Genomic DNA, 19,790 nt, shown 5'->3' with positions numbered 1-19,790 from the left:
TGAGGGAACGAAAACAGCCGCTAATCGAGTTCGCCGTACCCGTCTCCTCTCATGAGTTCTGCAACGTCTTCCACGTTGTCGAACGCAGCGAGAAGCGCATACTCACGGGCGTCCGTCTTCGCGATATCATCGGTCCCTAGCTCCGAAGCGAGTTGGCTGCGAAACTCCGCTTCTCGGGAGACGACTTCATCGCGAGCGAACAGTTCGAGCCGGTTGTCTCGTTCGTCCCCGACGTTACTCCGACGCACGAAGTACGGATACTGATGGCCACCCGTCTGGTGTGCTCCGGTATCGCTGGCCGTCGAGGTGGTCGTCGTGCTCTCTTCGCCGGTACTGTCCGCATCCTTCGCTCCTGGGGAGGTCCGGCGTTCGTCTACTTCGGCAGAGGTGGCTGCCTCGGGTTCCTGATCATCTGCTTCTTCGTTCGCGACGTCACCGGTTTCCTCTGCTTCGTCATCTGCTTTTTCCTCCTCGCTGTCTCCGAAGTTGAGGTTCCCTGACCCGGATTTGAATGAATCGCCCCCCATTAGTCAGCCACCTCCGGTTCAGTCGTGAGGTCGAACCGCACCGTCTCGGTCCCGTAGTCGTCGATGTCCAGGACGAGTTCATCGTTGATGTCGACGTCGAACGTCTCCGTCGCAATGAACCCCGCCAGCTGCCATAGCTTCTTCAGGGTCTCGAGCTCACGGTCGGGCACTCTACGTGGCCCCTTCTCTGTGATCATTTCACCGTCCTCCTCGTATGTCTTCCACCGCTCTTCGACTACTTTGAACGCAGAGCCACGGGCTTCCCACATAGCGTCCATCAGACTCTCTCGTGACCCGATAGAGACTGGCGTTGCGAAGGCGTCCGTATTTTCGAACTGATCGCGATACTGCTTGTGGGCGTTCGTCTGCCCGACTCCGGATGGAACCACGCACGAAAGCCCGATTTCGATGTCCAGCGCAGTTTCCATGTTTCCGACCATCTCCTCGAGACCATCGAGGCTGAGACTCCCCTTCCCAGCCGGCTTAACTGGCGCCACCAGTGTTCGAAGCGCGTAGATAGCATTGTAAAGGAGGTCTTCAGCGCGCGCGTTAGGATCGATGAGGACCGCGTCGTACTTTTCGTTCAACTGCTCTCGCTCCCAGAGGAGATTGTATAGGAGCTCGAAGCGGGGGTACTCGTCCCGAGAGATCCCCTTCATCCCCGTTTCGTAGGAGATTTTCTGTTCGAGATTGGAGGTGAAGTCCCCCAGCATATCGTGGCTCGGAATGATGTCGACGCCCTCCTCAGAGGTTTCGATGAGGTCGTCGAAGTTGCCATCAGGCATTTCCAGAATGTGCTTTACGAGATTGTCTGCATCCGGGTCCCCACGGTTCTCTCCGACGTCGAAGAGTGAGGTGAGGTTGCCTGTCTGTGGGTCTAAGTCCATCACAAGGACGTCAAGCCCCATCCGCTTGAGCGCGACCGCGAGATTCGCCGTCATGGTCGTTTTGTATGTCCCCCCGGACTCAGCATAGATGACCGTCGTTATCATACACACACTCATTTGAACGCCTGTTACATATATCTGTGTCAGACACTCGGGGCAATAATCTGTAACGGATATCTGTAATAACCAACTGTACTTGGTGGCGTGGTAGTGAAGATACAGGGATATCAGCTGTAAAGACGCAATCATAGCGAGTAGAGTGGTGCGCCAAAATAGTGTCTGTAGTAGTCGTCTGTAATCCCTATCTGTTTTGTTTGTCTGGAACCGGTGGCTGTACTGAAGGGGTGTTCGATCTGGAGGGTGTGTCTGGGGCGACTAACTGGGATATATCTGTTACAGGTATCTGTTACAGATACTTGACACAGGTTTTTGTTATAGATCTCTATAACAGAAGTTTGAGGCTGAGTCTCGTACGGGTGCAGTAGGAGGTAGTCTCAGTTGATCTCAGGAACAGACATCTGTTACAGACACATACTACAGTCTCCTATCTGGAATTGATGTGTGCTGGACATCTATAAGTAGCGAATGGTGGGTCTATACTCCAGAAGGCCTCCCTAGTCCACTGATACAGATTCACGTTACAGATGTCTGGAACAGATAATGGCTACTCTGAAAGAGGGGCAAAAATTCTGGCCTGCACTGACTCTTGGATGTCACGGGGCCCCACCTGGTTCTACTTAATCTCGAGACCGAGCGGCGTCAATAGTGGTCATCTTGAAGGGGTCGACGCTCTGGGGGGTTCGCAGTATGGTCTGTGATTCCGTGTTCTTGGACGTAGTTGCTAAAGCACCTGTAGTAGCCATACCAATTGCCTCTAGGGAATGGCGACAGACTGGGCGGGACTCGCCATCGACAGCGCTCGGCCAACTGAAGATGAGACCAACTATCTCAATGTATATGGTCACAGCTTCAGAAGGTGGAACCGATGCATTCCTTCTCTTCGACGTCAGTAGGGGGTGAGTCACCCGTTCAGTATGTCTGCGTGCCGACCGCACGTCTATCCGGTAGAGTTGTATACTGGTCTGCGAGCGTAGCAGATACGGGGACCAATTTAGTATCTACCACTTGTAATTTTAGAATAGCAGGCTCTGTTGAAATCCTATTCATTAGGTATATTCTTGCCTGAAACAGTTGGCCGATGAGGACTGCGAACTATTCAATAGAGTATCTCGGCTTCTTGACGGTGACTTTATGACGCTTTGGACGAGAGAGTTTAGCATGGGTAAGACGGTTTCCCGCTTCCCGCGTCCGTCGGCCAGTAGCGTCGAACGTTCCCTTGCGGTTCTCTTGGTGGGGTTGCTCGGAGTATACGCTCTTGGGACACTTATGAGAGACATTATACCAGCACTCAACATGGCAGGCGTGGTTGCAGTTCATTTCGCGGTCGTGGTCGCAGGCGTCTTCCCTATCGCTGTGCTTGGACACGCTCTGTATAGCCGATTCCGTACTGGGACTGCCAAGCCACGTCGTATCGAAATCTTCAGCTCACTCGTCGCGCTCAGTTGCTTGGGTACTGCGCTCTGGCTCACAATTGATTCGACCTCCAGTCTCAGCACCCCGCTGTTAGGGATTTCGTATAGTGCATTACTCGTTCTCGCGGGTCTCGTGACTGTCCGATAATAGTCTGGACTGAACAGTGTGTGGAAACTATCTTGACCGGTCAGAGTGATCGGTCAAGATTGTGAATGAGACAGGCGATGGTGAGCTCACGGAATTGCTTCCACCATCGTCGTGAGCGGACGAACGCACCGTACTTCCGCTTGAGTGTTGAATTGACGGTTTCGGATTGACTTCGTTGGCCGTAGAGATTAGCCTCTAAGCGTGCGTTCCATGCCTTGTGGAGCGATGTAAACTCACGGTGCTTAATCAGTGGACGAACGTCGTGTTGACGGGCAAGTCGTCTGATTTTCTGGTCGTCGTACCCTTTGTCACCGAGCAGGACGTCAATATGCTCGAGATTGCGCTTGATCAACGACGGAGCAATCTGGCTATCGTGTTTTCGTGTCGTCGTCACGTGTAAATCGATAATTGCGTTCACCCTCGTATCGGCCAGTAGAGTCACTTTGAGTTGCTGAATCGTGAGTTCGGCTCGTTTCGTGTAGTGTTTCGAGGCGTGACTACGATCGAATCCTGACGCATCGACTCCAACGACGCCACTTGTCGGAAGTAGCGTCGCTGAGAGGGTCAATAAGACACGCCATACGGCCATATCAAGCCGATTGAACGCTTTACAGAGCGTTGATGGCGTGGGAAGTTCGACTAAGCCAAGAACACGACGGATGCGTGGCATCTCGATCAACTCGTCAAGCAGGCCACGATAGGTCGTATTCTTCCGAACTTTGAGGCACAGCAGAACAACGTGCTGTGGGAGTGTATAACGATGTTTGGAGAATTTTGAAGAGTATCGAGAAACCGCTCGGCGTGCCAGATTGATCGCCTTCTCTGTAAATCGGAGTAACTGTGACTTTGGGAGGGTGCTCATCTCGTCGAATTACAGGACGAACCTGTAACTCTCTGAGGATTTCAACAGAGCCGAATAGCAATACAAAATGAGCAAGGATAACGAAAACGGTCGTGGAAATTCGAGGCAGCAGGTGGTTGGGCAGAAACGAGATATGCTCTTGGAGAGGGTCTACGATACCACAAAATTCGCAGATCTCGACAAGAAAATACGCGAACGAGGATACGAGGAGACAGAATCTATCGTTCAGCGCGGTATACGTCCGGAAGATCCATTCGATTTCTACCAAGTTATCCGCCACTATACTAACGAGGACGATCAAGCGATAGCCACGTGGATTGGCCTAGACCCAGAAAAAGTCGAGAACGGTGAAGTATCGTATGATATGATAGAGGTGCCAGATGAGATTCAGGACACAGAAAGGGGTCAGGAACTTTACCCACTCATTGTTGCTTTTCTGAACGACGAGGGAATCGGATTCCGAGCAACCAGTAAGGGGATTGAAGAACATGAATTAGATAACAGCATTCTTCGAAACGCGCTCAAAGAATCGTTCCGGACATCCAGAGAGGAAGAATAGGCTCTGTGGCTTTGTTAAACTCTTCTTCTTCAGACACATTATCGTCTGAAACAGCCTGTCAATGAGAACTGCGTATTGACCGAATGTGTCAGAACCAGTCCTTTTTCCTGAGATAGAGCATCGTAATTCCACAAACGAAACCGCCGCCAGTTCCCCTGATGACCGCACCAGTCAACTCACCGTCGAAGAGAACCGTTTGGATGGTACTAACGACTACGACCCAGACAACAATGTTCGTGAATAGGTATACCCACGGATTCTCCAAGTCGAAACGGAGGACCTCGTTCATACTTCAATTACTGACTTCAATAGGAAATACGTTCCCTGTACTGAACGATTTACAGTCGATACTTCCGGGGTTGCGCGGCTGAAGTCAAAAAAAGTTACTCAAGATCCTCACGATATTTCACATTCAACCCATTTTGGACTAAAATATCTTCAACATCTGATAGAGTACCTGTTTCACTCTTAGACCACGTCGGCATCAATTGAACTACTCGGAGTTTTTCAGAGTCATTCTCCTGATACTGTATGATCATGTGTGGGTGACCGATCTTATTTGATTTGGATAAGATGATCTGTTGGATTGTTCCAAGCTCAATTTTAGTTTTGTCAGAGACTCCAAAATACCTATTGTAAATGTATTTTCCTGATAATAATAAGACTCCTAAAAGTACACCGCTAACTAAGCCATTTACCGCGACTTCTCGGATAAATATACTAGAATTAAAAACAATAGACAATATCAGATAGAGAGCTGTTGTTGACAGAATTATTTGTAGTGTATAGCTATTTTTCAGGAGACGCTTAGCTCTAGTGATTTTGTTACTTTCGATCTCGATATGGTTATCATGTACCACACAATTTCCCGGAAGAATTTGGAATTGGTTCATAAGCGAGATTATAACAGCCGGTTAAATAAGAGGATGAATTACCCAATCAAAACGGTTTGGATTTATGACGCTCGGCTCTGTCGAAATCCTCTTCTTCAGATAGGTTCTTGCCTGAAACAACTGGTTGTTGGAAGGTGCGTATTTAACACTCAATACAGCTCGTTACCGCGAGCCGTACCGGTCTACTGACTGTCAGGGTCTACAACGATTACAGGATCTGCGATGGTCAGCGCTATGCCGAAAATGAATAGCCCGAATCCCACAATTCCTACTGCGACTGACTGTTGTAGCAGGCCGGTTGTGCTTCCAGCGCTGATACCGGCGCCAATCATCCCTATCTTCCGTGACTCGCCACGCATAGTTTGTTGAAATTTTGTGAGATTGTCGAGCATGAGCTCTGTTGTCGCCCCGTATATGAACGGAATCGCTACGAGGACGCTGAGGCTACTGCCACCGACAATTACCACCGGCGTCATCACTCCCAGACCGACAACCGTCGAGAGGGCGTACCGAATAGACCGTCGCATAGTGGTCGTTCGCTCACACTACACTTTACTGGCCGGGTTGTGCGTCAATCCACGCAGGTGCTGTATTGAGCACTGTCGAGTGGGTGTTTCACCAAAGTAGCTTTTGTCGTCGGTTACAGTAGCGCTGTCCGATGACACCGACACGATCCTCTCGACGTGCTGTGTACCGTCGCATCGCCCAGACGTCCTACTACGACTGGCCAGCCTATCGTGCGACGCCCCTCTACGACCGGAGTTCAACAACCGGCCTTGCTGAAGATGTCCGGGTCCTCGCGACCGTCTGGTTTGACCACGACGCCCACGACTCTATCGAAGCGTTCGTCGCTCACTGGCCACTAGCCTACGTCGAATTCGACGCTCACGATCGCTACGCTGGGAGTACGACCTACGAGATGAAGGCGCTATTCCGGGGGTTTCTCCTCAAGGAACTCTACGGGTGGGACCACGAAACGGCACTCTGCTCGTATCTGGGAGACCGACCCTCTCTCCGCCGTCGCCTCGGGTTCGAGACTGTGCCCGACCAGTCGACGCTCTGGCGGAGTTGGCACTATCGGTTCACCTCCGACCTCCGCGAGTGTATCGAAACTGCCGCGCGGACGATCCTCTTCAAGGCGTCCGACGCTGGGGTCTCGGTTCCACGCACCCCGCCGCGTACAATTCCGCGTCGCCAGACCGATGACGACGAGACGACCGGCCCATCTGCGTTCGAGCGCAAACAACAGCTCACAACTCACGTCAGCCACCTCGTCTATCCGGTGTTTTCGCTCGACCGCGCGAGTGGTTGTGCTATCCACGAGAACGCGTTTTGGAATCTTCAAACGTATCTCGGCCTTCAAGAGAACCTCGCTGCCAATGAGGGCGCCCGCAGCTTCCGCTACGACACGACACGCGAGCGGACGCCTCTCGGCCATAATCATCGAGACCAGATACGATCCCTGTCTATCGAGCGCATCCGTGAGATGTATCGCGAGGCTGCCCAGCGACTCGTCAATCGGACGGCCCAGATGCGAAGCCTGTACCAGCGTAGCTGTATCGCTATCGACACGACGGAAGCCGACCCGTTCACCGGTGACCGGACGGGCCACGAAGACAAGATTATCGGCACGAAAGAGAAGACCGCCGAGTACGCCTATCAGTGGGCGACCGTCCAGCTCGTCGGTGATTCCGTACCACTGGTTCTCGACGCACGTCCCATCCGGAAGGGTGACACCCGCCTAGAGATCGTCGAGGATCTCCTCGATTCGGCAATGGGGCTTGTCGACGTTGACCGCGTGTTCATGGACCGGGAGTTCGACAGCCAGCATATTCTCGAAGCGATAGCCGACCGGGGCGTCACGTATGTTGTGCCAAAGCGGATGCACACCAGCGAGAAAGCTCAGGCCAAACGATTGCTTCAGCGCGACCAAGACCGCTACGTCACCGACCGCAAACTCCATCTGGGCAACAACGAGTGGCACGAGACGACGCTCCAGTACCGTCGAAAGAAGAACTCAGACCGGACGGATCACGGGCAGTACGCCGTGTTTATGACCAACGGCGACCCCAGCGCCATCACAGAATATGGGAAACGCTGGGACATTGAGCGAGGCTACAAGTCGATCAAGCGGTTCATGGCAGCGACAACGTCGAAAGATTTCGTGCTGCGATTCTTTTATTTCGCGTTTGCGTGTCTCCTGTATTCGATCTGGCGCGGGATCGATATGCTGTTTCAGTGTGAGAATGGTGGTGTGTACGATCGTGAACCCGTTGTAACGGCGCAGAACACGCTGACATTGCTCCGGCAGGAGACAGGGATCGGGTAGCGACCATCTGAGACTCAGAGGGTGCCCCGACTCGTGAGCGGCAGCGCTCTTGCGAACTTCGGTCATTTCCCGAAATAGTTCGATGACCGACATGAAACCGATCTCGGAGGCATCATCCAACCGATATCTGCGCACCGATTCAGTCGAAATCACGCATCTCACACCCGCTAAACCCGCTGTAGTCTCAACTTCCCCCGGCCAAGTTTCTGTATAGCGCTATAGGATATATAATCATTCTATTGTACGGTAATCGGTCATCTGAGGCACCTACACTCCGAAATCTATCGATACCTCTGAATTCTAAAGTGATACTGATTACGCTGGTAATCACGACCACTTTGAAGTACCCCGCCGCCGTCGGTGAAGCACGAATGCTGCAACCGGCTCAGAACGGCGCTTCCCCCAGGGTAGAGCCGCCAAGACCGGGCTCCGTGTTTACTCTGGCTACCCACAGCTGAGATCGGGGCGATGGCGAAGAAGTCGATTCGATATAGAACTAATGGCCTCAACCTATATTAAGACAAAGCCCGAACGATGTTGTATGACCGAAGATGAATCGAACTCCGAGGGTCTGATGGAACGCCAGACCACGGGTGAAGACCGCGTGCGGATGGTTGCTCGGCAGCTGTCGGAGCCGCGGACAGCCAACTGGATCGCTTCCGAAGCGGGCTGGTCACACGAGCCGACCAAACGCGTCCTCGAACGGCTCGTCGACGATGGCATCCTCCATCGTGACGAAAGCGGTACTCACACGACGTATTACCCTGATTATCGCCGCCAAGCGATGCAGGAGGCGATGCGTCTTCGAGACAGCGGCCACACTGTCGAGGAGCTCACGGACCGTCTCGCCGATATGAAGACGCAGATTCGCGACTGGGAGGACGAATTCGGCGTTGAGTCACCGAACCAGCTTCGCGGGACGCTCGCTGACGAGTCCCTTGACGCTGAGGAGGAAGATAGTCGCCGTGAGATTGCCCGTGAGTGGGAGCATCTTCAGCGGCGTATCCAGATCGTTGGGTTCGCCATCCGAGAATGGGACTTCCTCGCTCCGACAACAGAGCCTGCCGAGGCCAGTAGCTGACGGATGTCGGTCCCGCATCCCGGTGGTGACCCGAACGCAAACTTCTACGCCCAGCTAAAGCGGGACGTCCTCGACCGTGTGCCACAGATCACGACAGTCGAGTTCGTTCCTGATGATATCGAGGCCAAACAGCTGCGGGCACGGTTTGATCCAGCCCGTCTCGACCCTTCGACAGGGCCTGAGTCGCCGGAACTGTCCATCAAGTGGTACCGGCAGGAGCCACATGATTGGTTCCGTATCAATTACACCGATCCGAACACGGGCTTTCACGCCGGCTGGCACCAGGACGAAGACCATCCCGATCTGGGACGGACGCATTTCCAGTACTCAGTCGCCGATACGGAGGACCGCTGGGGGATCACCTTCGAACACGAGACTCCCTCCCTGATTCTCTGGGAAATCGTCGAAGAGCTCCTTGAGGACGTCCGTCCGACCTACCAGTACGCGAACGAGGAACCATGACACCCCGAGAACGCGCCGATCGGTCACTCGCGAGCTCCTTCGAACGGTATCTCCAGGACAAGGGGAAGGGTCGCGGTGGCGACGGTGGGAACTATCGACGAAACGCAGCCCGCGAGCTCGAGCGGTTCGCCGAGTGGGCCGCCGGCGACCGCGGCGACGACGACTGGACCGGGATCGTCCCCGACGACGTCGACCGGGAGCCCACCTTTGACGATCTCGACGAACGCGTGTTCCGGGAGTACGCTCGGCATCTCGGGGGAGATCGGGGACTCAAGCAGAACACGGTACAAACCTATTACCGCTATATCTCTGCGTGGTGTGGGTGGTGTGTCAACGAGGGATATCTTGAGGCCCACTACGCGCAGCGGGCCAGTGCGATGGCGCCGCTGCCCGAGGATGACGGCCGCAAGCCCGGTGACCAGCAGGCCTGGACGTCCGAACAGCGCCACGCCCTCACCCGCCACGCCGACGAACGGGCCCGCGACGCCGTCGAGGCATTCACGACACTCCCGGAGGATACTGATCCCCTCGACAAGCAGCGAGCACGCTACGCGGCGCTGAAGGCGGCTCGTGACCGGGCTCTGGTGTTCGTCCTCGCGTACACCGCCGTCCGCGTTGGCGAACTCCTCCGAGATCCAAACGACCCGCGCCGGCGCGGCGTCCGCTGGGAGGACCTCTCCCTCGACGATGGGAGTATGGACGTCTACCGGAAGAAACAGCAGTGGGACGCCGCCAGTCTCCCCGATCCGGTAATCTCGCCGCTGCGGAGCTACCGAAAACTGATGGACCCACCGACGGAGCGCTGGCCGGTGTTTCCCACGTTTGACCAGCGGACGCTCGCAGGGCTCGTCCAAGATGAGCTCGCCGACCGAGGGGAACATACGGAGGCAATCGCCGAACGCCGTGGGGAGTACGCTCGCGACCTCCTCCTGGCGCTCGATGAGGATATTCGACCGCCCTCGATTACGACGGACGGCACACGATCGATTCTCCAACGGCTCTCAGAAGCTGCAGAGATAGACATCGACCATCCGAAACACGATTACCTTGCTCCACACGGCGGCCGGCGTGGAATGGGTGAAGTTCTCGTTCGAGCATTCGGATACACGGTTGCCGCCCGGTATCTCGACAATTCGGAGGAGATGGTGAGAGAGCGGTATTCACATATCGAGGCCGGAGAACTCGGTGATGTCGCTACTGAGGCGCTCGAGGAGATCGATAGTATACCGTAGTAACATATTTCGAGTGTGAGGGGTAGACCGTCGCGTTCACACCGCGTCGACGGTGAACAGCGAGTCGTCGCTGAGGACGACCTGTACCCGGCGGTGCCAGGCGTCAGCAAAGGCCTCCCGTTGCTGGTCGCTTGCCGATCCGTCGAGAATCCCCTGGAGGTTCCCGATCGCGGGTCCACCGCCAGGAACGTCGCTGACGTGGTAGGCCACTTCGACGGTCTCGTCCGTGTCGGTTCGCCGGAACCGGAACGTCGGGTCCGCCGTGTCCGGGTCGAACGCGTCGAAGACGAGGAGGTCGCGGCGGCCGCCATGGCCGCCGGCGAGCCCGCTGAATCCGTCATCGCCGGTCGCGCCAGTCACGTACGAGATGATGCGGCTCATCACGCCGTACGCGGCATCGTCCTGCGGGCCGGCCGTCTGGACCTCGATTTCGCTCCGGACTGGATAGCCGTCGGGATACAGGGGGTCGAGCCCGAGCTGGGCGATCCGGTAGGCGCCCGAGGCTGTCGGACAGGAGTGGCCCGCTTCTTTCACCGCGTCCCGATAGGTGACGACGAACGGCTCGCCCGGTTCGAGGACGCCGAGGGCCTCCGCGACGGGGTCGCGGATTTCGATCGGGTCGACGTCGTAGTCGACCTGCCAATTGGTTCTCGTCTGGGTCGTGTCAGTCGCAGTCGAATTCGATGTCATGAGTTGTGGTTGTGATCGTGTCTCGTGGTCAGTAGCGGAGCAGTCGCATCCCGTTGAGGATGACGAGGAGGACGCTGGCCTCGTGGACCAGCATTCCCGACGCGAGAGTGACGTAGCTGGTGAGCACGCCCGCGAGGAGGACGGTTACGGTCAGCACCGCGAGCCCGACGTTCTCGAGGACGTTCCAGCGCGTCGCCTTGCTGAGTTTGACCGCGTACGGGATCCGTTCGAGATCGTCGGCCATCAACGCCATGTCAGCCGTCTCGATGGCGGTGTCCGTCCCCGCAGCACCCATCGCGATGCCGACGTCGGCGGTCGCCAGCGATGGCGCGTCGTTGATGCCGTCGCCGACCATCGCGACGACGTGGCCGTCGGCCTGGTAGCCCTCGATGACGGACTGCTTGTCCTCAGGGAGGAGTTCGGCACGGTACTCGTCGATACCGACCTCCTCGGCAACGGCAGCGGCCGTCCGCTCGTTGTCGCCGGTGAGCATCACCGTCTCGATGCCAGCGTCTTGGAGCGCCGCGACGACCCCAGGAGCGGCCTCCCGGAGCTCGTCCCGCATCGCAATCGCGCCGATGATGTCCCCGTCCCGAACGACGTGGACGACTGTCTCGCCGCGCCCCTCACGCTCGCGGACGTAGTCGGCGACCCGATCGGGGACATCGACGTCGCGGTCGTCCAGCAGCGCGCGGTTGCCGACGACGACTTCCTGGCCATCGGCATGGGCGATGACGCCCTTGCCGGCGACCACGTCGAAGTCGTCGGGATCGGGGACCGACCTGCGCCCCACGTCCGTATCGTCCGCTTGGGCGACCGTCGCTCCACCGTCCGTCGCAGCCGTCTGGCGTTCGCGGGCCATGTCGACGATGGCGTCCGCGAGGTGGTGTTCGCTCTTCTTCTCGGCGGTCGCTGCGAGCGAGAGGACGTCGGCGGCGGCGACGCCGAACCCCTCGATGTCGGAGACGGTGGTCTCGCCCTTCGTGAGCGTCCCCGTCTTGTCGAAGGCGACGAGATCGATCTTGCCGGCGCGTTCGAGGTGTTCGCCGCCCTTCATCAGCACGCCCGACCGGGCGGCGTTACCGATGGCCGAGACGATGCTGACCGGTGGCCCGATGACCAGCGCGCCCGGACAGCCGATGACCAGCAGCGTCAGCGACAGGATCGCGTTCTGCGTGACCGCGTACGCGCCGATAGCCAGGGCAATGACGGCCGGCGTGTAGTACTTCGCGAACCGGTCGATGAGACTCTCCGTGGGCGACTGAGCCTCCTGGGCCTCCTCGACGCGACGGATGATCCGTTCGAGAGTCGTATCCGATCCCGCTCCCGTCGTCCGGATTTCTAGCGCACCCTCCTGGTTGACCGTCCCGGCGTACACCTCGTCGCTGTCGGCCTTGTGGACGGGCGCGCTCTCGCCGGTGACCGGCGCCTGGTTGACTGCGCTCTCGCCGTCGACGACGGTTCCGTCGACCGGGATCTTCCCGCCCGGCTTTACGACGACGACTTCGCCCTCTTCGACATCGCGGGCGGAGACCTCTTGGAGTGTCCCGTCGCGACGGACGGTCGCCGTGTCGGGCGTCATCTCCAGTAGCTCCTGAAGTGCCGTCCGGGTCTTCCGCATCGTCCGGCCTTCGAGGTAGCTGCCAAGGCTGAACAGGAAGACGACGGCGGCGGCTTCCCAGTACTCCCCGATGACGATAGCACCGATGGCGGCCAGCGTCACCAGCGTCTTGATGCCGAGCGTCCGGTTGGTGACCTCGTGGTAAGCGGTCTTGGCGATGTCGTAGCCACCCACGACCGTCGCGAGGACGAGGATGGCGGCGCTTGCCATCTCGAAACTCGTGAGGTAGCCGAGACTCCAGCCACCGCCGTACAGCAGGCCGCTCGTCGCCGTGACGATGGCCTTCCGGTGGTTCCGGTAGTACTGCGTGATCGATTGTTTGTTCATAGTGTTAGGCGGGCTGGGGAGTGTACCCCTGGTTTTCGATGGTCTCTGCGAAGGCGTCGGGGTCAGTGACGCTGTCGTCGTACTCGATCTCGACGCGGCCGGTCGCGTAGTGGACTTCGACGTGCTGGACGCCGTCGACGTTCGACAGGGCGCGTTCGACGGTACTCGCGCAGGTCGGGCAGTCGAAGTCGAGGACGCGGAATTGGGTTGTGTCGCTCATTACAGTTTGAGATAGTGCCCGTACCTCAATAAGTATTTTTTAGATGATATGTTTGAATTCGGATACGAGTCGTTGGAACAGTCAAACGGGTCGTCTAGGGCTTTCGCTATCGCGGGTCCATCCTGTACTGGATACCTCGACAGACACCTACCCGACTCCTGCCCCGCTACCTTTTCCCGCGTGCTCGCGCTCAGTCCTCGTATGAGTGATTCCGATACCGACCACCGTCTCGACGACATCGCGGTGCGAGACACTCGGATTTCGGACGCCATCGACGAGCCGATGCGGGCGATGGTCCTCGACATTCTGTCCGAGGAAGCCCTAACTGCGACCGAGGTCCACGAACGCCTCGACGATCGCGGCATCGACCGGACGGAGAACACGGTCCGCCATCACATCAACGAGCTCCGGGATGCGGGCCTCGTCGACGTCGTTCGCTTCGAGGAGGGGCGTGGTGGGACGACGAAGTACTACCACGCGAACACGATCGTCCTCTCGTACTCACTACCAGATTCGGCCGACGCCGCCGTCGAGGAGATGATCGACGCTGCCCAGCCCCAGATCACGGACGCGCTCACTACGCTCACCGACGAGTACGACGACGCTATTGAGGAGATCGTCGAGGATATGCAGCCCTGCGAGCACTGCCAGACCCAGAAGTACGAGACGTACGTTCTTCTGACCGTCCTGCGACGTGCGTTCGTTCGCGCCCACAGAAATTCCTGAGGGGGAACCACCCCTACGCTGGCAGGGTCTTAGAAGGAGAACCGATCACGCGCGGATTGCATCGCGAGGCGAGTCAGGAGTCGCGCAGGGCCACGCTTTGGGAGGTCCCGTACAGTCTCGATGCTGGTCGGCGGTTCACTACCACCAATGTCTAACTCCCAGCCTGTCTCGTCCATGAAGCGTTCGACAGCCTGATTTACTCGCTGTCGCACGTCGTCCGAGTCCATTGTCTCGGGCACACCATTCCGGAGGACGACGTCGCCGTCAACGATCACTGTCTCGACGTCGGCCGGGACCGCGTTGTTCACGACGTGTGCGGGAACGTTGGTCAGTGGCGTGAACTTCGGTTTGTCGACGTCGAGGAGGATAATATCCGCGCGCTTTCCCGCTTCGATACTGCCGATCTCGTCGCCCATCCCCAGCGCGCGTGCGCCCTCGATAGTGAGCATTCGTATCAGTTCCATCGAGTCGAACTGCCCGGCTGAACGCTTGAGATTTGCCGCCAGCCGAGCTTGCCGCGCTTCACCGAACATGCTGTACGAGTCGTGCCAGTAGTGGTCGTCAATCCCTACTCCGACGTCGACGCCGGCGGCTCGAAGCTCGGGAACGGGCGTCCACTGCGTCTCCCCGTCCGGATTCCAGTAACAGAAGACGGACGGGCAGTGCGCAACACCCGCGTCCGCCTCGGCGGTTCGCTGGATGTCCTCTTCGTCGCCGAGGCGGAAGTGAGCAGCGACCAGTCGGTCGTCCAGGAGTCCAACGTCGTCGAGCAATCCTACCGAGTCCTCGCCACCGTTCGCTCGTGCCATCGTGTTACTCTCCTCGAGTTCGAGCAAGTGCGTGTGGACGAGCAGGTCCGGATACTCTGCGGCGAGGGATGCGGTCCGTTCCCACAGCTGCCGGGTACACGACCAGTCGTCGTGCGGGCAGATCGTCGCCCTGATTCGGCCGTCGTACGTGTCGTGGTACGTTTCGACGAACTCGCGAGCACGGGCGAACTGCTGATCGACTGGTTGGTCCCAGAAGAGGTCCGAGATCGCCGGGCCGAAAAATCCGCGGAGCCCTGCTTCCCCGAACGTCTCCGCACCTGCGGCAGGCCGTGCGTCCATGGAGTTCACGGTCGTGACACCGCCCAGGAGGAAATTGAGCGCTGCGAGCTCGACGCCTGCCTCGACGAGGTACTCGAATTCGCCGTTCCCTAGTCTGTTAAACAAGGCCGTCCCACTCCCGAGCATCTCCGTCAGCTCGAGTTCGCTAAACGCACCGATGAGCGGTGTCATCTCCAGGTGCGTGTGGGCGTTCACCAACCCCGGCATCACCAGTTTCCCGTTCCCGTCGATAACGGTGGATGCTTCTAATTCTCCGTCTCCTGCACGTGATGGTCGGACTTCTTCGATACAGCCATCGGTGATGCATACTGTGCCGCGCTCGTACAGGCGGTTCCGCTCGTCGGCTGTGAGAACGAGTGCATCATGGATTGCCAGATCGACAGCCATCGTAAATTAGGAAGTGGATGTGACAGTTACCGTACTGGACAACCGAGCAGGCCGGCGAAGGCTGTTCTTCCAGGTGGTGTTCCCCTCATTTGGGATATCATCGGTCTCTACTGGTCCCATTAGCCTCTAATACGTCGGCGTGATTTAATCAGATTCCCCTTTTGAATCTGAAGTCGGATTCCGTGGAGCTTGTGGAGGTTTGCAATGTTTTCCCCTCTTCACGATAGATCATCTATGGCCGACGGTTACGATGCCATAGTACTGATACCCTCATAGGCAGTATATTCTAACCAAAACCGCAATAGATGATCCCTACAATGATACACCTATGCAGGCGACGATAATCGACGGAGTTCTTGAATCCCTTCGTATCGGTGTCGGATTTCTCTGGACGGCGGCGTGGGCGATCATCATGGGCCTCACGATTACGAGTCTCGTCCAGGTCTACGTCTCGAAGGAGCGGATGGCACAGGTGCTGGGTGAGGGCGATCTAACTGGACTTACCAAGGCGACTGTGTTCGGAGCAGCAAGCAGTGGCTGTAGTTTCGGCGCCGTCGCCATCGGGAAGGGCCTGTTCAAGAAGGGGGCGCACGCGGTGAACTTCCTCGCGTTCATGTTCGCGTCGACGAACCTCATCGTCGAACTAGGGCTGATGATTCTCATCCTGCTTGGCTGGGAGTTCCTCGTCGCGGAACTGCTCGGCGGCCTGATTCTCATCGCCGTCATGGCCGCCATCGTCCACCTCACGCTTCCCGAAAACCTGTTTAACGAAGTCCGCGAGAAGCTCAACGAGCGCGACCGCCAGGCGGGCGTCACGGAAGATCCCACCTGCGGGATGGAGGGGAAAGACGAGTACACGCTCACGACCGACGGCGGTGAGACGCTCAAATTCTGCTCGGAGGGCTGTATGGAGACCTATCGCCAGGAGACGTCGAGTAGCGGCGGGTGGCGTGACGAGTTGCTGTCGTGGGGTGGCTGGTACAAGGTCGGGAATCAGTACCGCAAGGAGTGGTCGATGATCTGGAAAGACATCGTCGCCGGCTTCCTTATTTCTGGGTTCGTCATCGTCTTCGTCCCGCAGTGGGTGTGGAACACGCTGTTCATTCAGGGCGACGGCCTGCTCGTGACCGCCGAGAACGCCGTCATGGGCGTCATCATCGCCGTCCTCAGTTTCGTCGGCAGTATGGGCAACGTCCCGTTCGCCGTCGCGCTCTGGGGTGGTGGCGTCAGCTTCGCCGGGATCATCGCGTTCGTCTACGCCGACCTCATCACCGTGCCCGTCCTGAACGTCTACCGGAAGTACTACGGCTGGAAGGTGATGCTGTACATCCTCGGCGTCTTCTTCGTCACGATGGCGTTCTCCGGCTTCCTCATGGAGCTGCTGTTCGACGCGCTGGGTATCGTTCCAGATCTGGCGGGCGGCGAGACGGCGACTGAACAGACGTACTTCGAGCTCAACTACACGTTCTACCTCAATATTATCGCCTTTGCGCTCTCCGGGTTCCTTCTGTATGTCTACCGGCGGGGACTCGGCGCACCAGGTCAGTATCGAGATCCGGTGTGCGGGATGCGAACCGACGATGAGGGCCCGAGTGCGTCCCACGATGGGACGACGTACTATTTTTGCTCGAAGACCTGTAAGCGGGCATTCGAGGAAGAGCCCACGGAATTTGCTGATCAAAGCCCGCAGATAACAAACCACGATCACGATCACTGATAGATGTACTGTGGTTCATCCGCTGTGAAGCACTTCATCATCGCACCTTCAATCCGCAATTGTCACACCTGTCGCGCCAAAATTGATTGTATGAGCAGTCAGATATCGAAACAAGGGGATGTCATATGAACCAACGTCCAGCGGATACCGTCGTTGGTGTGCTCCTTGGGTTCGTCCTCTTGGCTGGCGGACTACTCAGTTGGCGGGCCTATCAACAGCGTCGCGCTATCGAGCAGTCGATGGGGCCGATGATGGACTCGTCTATGGGGGCGATTCACGGTCCAGATCCTCTCTGGTACGTGGTTGGAACCCTTCTGGTCGCAGGCAGTATCGGTGGCATCTATTACGTGGTTCGAGGGAATCTCATCGATTCGACAACCGACTCAGCGGATCACATCGACCCCGATCAGGTATCGGAGGCAACGCCTACATCGATAGACGATGACGCCTCGCCGGCGACGCCTATCAATCCTGAATCGGATCCGCAAGCGCGCGTTCTCGATCTCTTACCGGATGATGAACGACGCGTCCTTGAACCCGTCCTGAACTCGCCTGGAATCACGCAGATCGAACTTCGGGATCGATCTGAGTTCTCAAAGAGTAAAGTGAGCCAGACCGTGAGTTCACTCGAGGAGCGCGGGCTGCTGTATCGGGAACGACAGGGTCGAACCTACCGCGTGTATCCGAGTGATGACCTGCAGAACTAACAGACGTAGAAATTCATACTAACACTACCCATCATGTCACAAGCAACACTCGAAACTGATCGCATTAGCCGGGTTCTCAAGTCAAGCACGTGGCTCAATCTCCTCCTCGCCGCACAGTTGATCGCCGGGTTGGTGTACGCATATTTCACAGGAGATATGGGGAGCCGGTGGACCCATTTCGTCCTTCCATTTATTTGGTTCACCGCCTCAGTCTGGGTGATCTGGCACACTCGACCTGTAACGAAACGTCGAGTGTATCGTATTGGTGCCGCACTTGTCGTTGCTCTATATCTCATCGTGATGTTTTATTTTTCAGGATTACTTGGACCGAGCACCTCTCATTTCGGGCAACTCACTGGACCAAGCGGCTTCGGAATAACGTGGGGTCGATCTTTGGGATGGAGTCCGGTCTTCGTCTATACAGGTAACCTGATCACGGTCTCGCTCATTCCTTACCAAGCGGTTGGCCTGTTCGCGCTGGCGTATCTCGTCTATGATGCATTGCTTGATTTCTCGCAGTCGGCAGTCGGAGGAATAGTCGGGATTGTGGCGTGCCCTGCCTGCGTTAGCCCGTTGTTTGCCGTACTACTTGCAGGCGGACTGAGTGGTTCTTCAACGATGTTATTGCTTGGTGCGTATGGCTACGAAATTGCGACCGTTCTGTTCCTCATGACAATTGGAATCCTCTACCATCGTCAGGCACTCACGAGGCAGTATCACCAGTTCCGAGGGAACTGATCCATCTCGTTCGTGGTCAGCAATACCCGAGCCTCCCTCGCCGCCTGAACCGTGGTTATTGTCTGGATCGCCGCAATGAGGTGAACAGTCTCGACGGATCCCCTTTGCTCTCACCATTCCTCTGATCCTTTCGAATTCGGCAGGTATGAACGATCCCGTCAGTAGAAAACGTTTAGATGGCGTTATAGACGTTCTTGAACGCTCTCCTGTTTGAGTTCACTCCCACGAAGATAACTCCGAACCCACCGTATGACTACTTGAGGCGAAAAACAATGACCAACCGAAACCTCGGACGATGGCTGCTCGTGGTGCTCGCGATTGTCGGACTCGCGTTTGCCGCCCCGGTAGTTAGCGCACACGGTGACGAACCGATCCAGGGGAACGAGACGGCAGCTGAAGGGACGCCAGCCGATGGTAGTGCAGCAGACTGGGCGGCCTGGATGGAAGGTCACATGACCGACTACATGGGCCCGAATGCCGTTGACGAGATGGAAGCGCACATGGGCGTGACCGTCGACGAGATGGCCCAAGATATGGCGGACGACAATCACACCGCGACGGGGATGAACGGACAGGGGTACGGCTGCTAACGATCCCTGTTCGGATCCTCGTCTGACACGATAGATATTCGACTTACTGACTCAACGATCACAATGACACACTACACCAACACTCTCGGGCGGACGACTCGTCGAATCGCAATACTAGCGGTTCCGCTGTTGATTGTAGCAACGGGCACCGCAGCGGCTCACGGTGGTGGAGGCTACGGCGGCGGTATGATGGGTAGCGGCGGTTGGGGGGTCTTCAGCGGTGGAATGGGCCTCTGGAGCTTCCTTTGGATGGGGCTCCTAATCGTCGTCCCGCTCTATCTCGTCTACTCACTCCTCAACAGAGATTCTGAGAGGAGTGATAGTCGGCCGCTTTCGGTTCTTCGTGAGCGTTACGCTCGCGGTGAACTCTCCGATGAAGAGTTCGAACGTCGACGAAAGCAACTCGAGTAGTGCCCATGACCGAAATAGAAGGAGCATCGTCGAGA

Annotated in this window: 21 protein-coding genes; 11 read left to right on the top strand and 10 right to left on the bottom strand. The window is 57.1% G+C overall.

Annotation, left to right across the window (positions count from 1 at the left end; genetic code table 11):
• Positions 1–20: 20 nt before the first annotated feature.
• The 3 genes from C471_RS10095 to C471_RS16580 form a co-directional block, all read right to left on the bottom strand.
• Positions 21–527, bottom strand: coding sequence for a hypothetical protein (locus tag C471_RS10095; protein WP_004048673.1), 507 nt, complete (start codon positions 525–527; stop codon positions 21–23).
• Complete coding sequence (locus C471_RS10090; RefSeq protein ID WP_049909292.1) at positions 527–1,519, bottom strand: ParA family protein; 993 nt, start codon at positions 1,517–1,519, stop codon at positions 527–529. Before C471_RS10090 ends, C471_RS10095 begins: the two co-directional genes overlap by 1 nt.
• Before the next feature lie 1,615 nt (positions 1,520–3,134).
• On the bottom strand, positions 3,135–3,956 hold the full coding sequence (locus C471_RS16580) for an IS5 family transposase (RefSeq protein WP_004048671.1): 822 nt from the start codon (positions 3,954–3,956) through the stop codon (positions 3,135–3,137).
• Positions 3,957–4,023: 67 nt separating this feature from the next.
• Here C471_RS16580 and C471_RS17140 point away from each other — a divergent pair, with 67 nt between their 5' ends.
• Positions 4,024–4,515, top strand: a complete 492-nt coding sequence (locus tag C471_RS17140) for a hypothetical protein (protein WP_152421887.1) — start codon at positions 4,024–4,026, stop codon at positions 4,513–4,515.
• Between the two features lie 88 nt (positions 4,516–4,603).
• Here C471_RS17140 and C471_RS10080 read toward each other — a convergent pair whose 3' ends face one another.
• From C471_RS10080 to C471_RS10075, 3 genes are all read right to left on the bottom strand, one after another.
• Positions 4,604–4,804, bottom strand: a complete 201-nt coding sequence (locus C471_RS10080; protein ID WP_004048670.1) for a hypothetical protein — start codon at positions 4,802–4,804, stop codon at positions 4,604–4,606.
• Positions 4,805–4,898: 94 nt separating this feature from the next.
• Positions 4,899–5,408, bottom strand: a complete 510-nt coding sequence (locus C471_RS17455; protein WP_160163144.1) for a hypothetical protein — start codon at positions 5,406–5,408, stop codon at positions 4,899–4,901.
• A gap of 182 nt (positions 5,409–5,590) precedes the next feature.
• On the bottom strand, positions 5,591–5,884 hold the full coding sequence (locus C471_RS10075; protein WP_049909290.1) for a hypothetical protein: 294 nt from the start codon (positions 5,882–5,884) through the stop codon (positions 5,591–5,593).
• A gap of 182 nt (positions 5,885–6,066) precedes the next feature.
• On the opposite strand from C471_RS10075, the gene C471_RS10070 reads away from it, so the two are divergent.
• The 4 genes from C471_RS10070 to C471_RS10055 all read left to right on the top strand — a co-directional run bounded on the left by C471_RS10070 (position 6,067) and on the right by C471_RS10055 (position 10,512).
• Positions 6,067–7,737: a transposase gene (locus tag C471_RS10070; protein ID WP_049909263.1), complete on the top strand. Its 1,671-nt coding sequence runs from the start codon at positions 6,067–6,069 to the stop codon at positions 7,735–7,737.
• A 499-nt stretch (positions 7,738–8,236) separates the two neighbouring features.
• On the top strand, positions 8,237–8,818 hold the full coding sequence (locus tag C471_RS10065) for a DUF7342 family protein (RefSeq protein WP_004048667.1): 582 nt from the start codon (positions 8,237–8,239) through the stop codon (positions 8,816–8,818).
• Between the two features lie 3 nt (positions 8,819–8,821).
• A complete protein-coding gene (locus C471_RS10060) occupies positions 8,822–9,280 on the top strand; it encodes a hypothetical protein (RefSeq protein ID WP_004048666.1) in 459 nt (152 codons plus the stop codon).
• Entirely contained in the window at positions 9,277–10,512 is a 1,236-nt protein-coding gene (locus tag C471_RS10055; protein WP_049909261.1) for a phage integrase SAM-like domain-containing protein, read from the top strand. The genes C471_RS10060 and C471_RS10055 overlap by 4 nt, the downstream gene beginning before the upstream one ends.
• Positions 10,513–10,548: 36 nt before the next feature.
• Here the strand turns inward: C471_RS10055 and C471_RS10050 are convergent, their stop codons facing one another.
• The 3 genes from C471_RS10050 to C471_RS10040 are packed head-to-tail and all read right to left on the bottom strand — an operon-like array spanning position 10,549 to position 13,370.
• Positions 10,549–11,202: a hypothetical protein gene (locus C471_RS10050; protein WP_004048663.1), complete on the bottom strand. Its 654-nt coding sequence runs from the start codon at positions 11,200–11,202 to the stop codon at positions 10,549–10,551.
• 28 nt (positions 11,203–11,230) lie between these two features.
• Positions 11,231–13,150 carry a heavy metal translocating P-type ATPase gene (locus C471_RS10045; RefSeq protein ID WP_004048662.1) on the bottom strand — a complete coding sequence of 640 codons (1,920 nt, stop codon included), beginning with the start codon at positions 13,148–13,150 and terminating at the stop codon, positions 11,231–11,233.
• Positions 13,151–13,154: 4 nt separating this feature from the next.
• Positions 13,155–13,370: a heavy-metal-associated domain-containing protein gene (locus C471_RS10040; protein ID WP_004048661.1), complete on the bottom strand. Its 216-nt coding sequence runs from the start codon at positions 13,368–13,370 to the stop codon at positions 13,155–13,157.
• A 201-nt stretch (positions 13,371–13,571) separates the two neighbouring features.
• Here C471_RS10040 and C471_RS10035 point away from each other — a divergent pair, with 201 nt between their 5' ends.
• Positions 13,572–14,096, top strand: coding sequence for an ArsR/SmtB family transcription factor (locus C471_RS10035; protein ID WP_004048660.1), 525 nt, complete (start codon positions 13,572–13,574; stop codon positions 14,094–14,096).
• Between the two features lie 29 nt (positions 14,097–14,125).
• Here the strand turns inward: C471_RS10035 and C471_RS10030 are convergent, their stop codons facing one another.
• Complete coding sequence (locus C471_RS10030; RefSeq protein ID WP_049909259.1) at positions 14,126–15,592, bottom strand: amidohydrolase family protein; 1,467 nt, start codon at positions 15,590–15,592, stop codon at positions 14,126–14,128.
• Positions 15,593–15,920: 328 nt separating this feature from the next.
• Between C471_RS10030 and C471_RS10025 the strand changes: the two genes are divergently transcribed.
• The 5 genes from C471_RS10025 (at position 15,921) to C471_RS16570 (ending at position 19,755) form a co-directional block, all read left to right on the top strand.
• Complete coding sequence (locus C471_RS10025) at positions 15,921–17,309, top strand: permease (RefSeq protein ID WP_004048658.1); 1,389 nt, start codon at positions 15,921–15,923, stop codon at positions 17,307–17,309.
• A gap of 125 nt (positions 17,310–17,434) precedes the next feature.
• Positions 17,435–18,016: a helix-turn-helix transcriptional regulator gene (locus C471_RS10020; protein WP_004048657.1), complete on the top strand. Its 582-nt coding sequence runs from the start codon at positions 17,435–17,437 to the stop codon at positions 18,014–18,016.
• Positions 18,017–18,049: 33 nt separating this feature from the next.
• Positions 18,050–18,754, top strand: a complete 705-nt coding sequence (locus C471_RS17135; RefSeq protein WP_152421886.1) for a DUF7546 family protein — start codon at positions 18,050–18,052, stop codon at positions 18,752–18,754.
• Between the two features lie 272 nt (positions 18,755–19,026).
• The gene (locus tag C471_RS10015) at positions 19,027–19,344 is read left to right on the top strand and encodes a hypothetical protein (RefSeq protein WP_004048656.1); all 318 of its coding nucleotides are present in this window, start codon (positions 19,027–19,029) and stop codon (positions 19,342–19,344) included.
• 63 nt (positions 19,345–19,407) lie between these two features.
• Positions 19,408–19,755 (top strand): SHOCT domain-containing protein, encoded by a 348-nt coding sequence (locus C471_RS16570; protein WP_049986201.1) that lies wholly within the window; start codon positions 19,408–19,410, stop codon positions 19,753–19,755.
• Positions 19,756–19,790: the final 35 nt, after the last annotated feature.

Origin of the sequence: Halorubrum saccharovorum DSM 1137 (assembly GCF_000337915.1) — an archaeon.
In the GTDB taxonomy this organism is placed as follows: domain Archaea; phylum Halobacteriota; class Halobacteria; order Halobacteriales; family Haloferacaceae; genus Halorubrum; species Halorubrum saccharovorum.
This window is presented reverse-complemented; position numbering and strand designations above follow the sequence as displayed.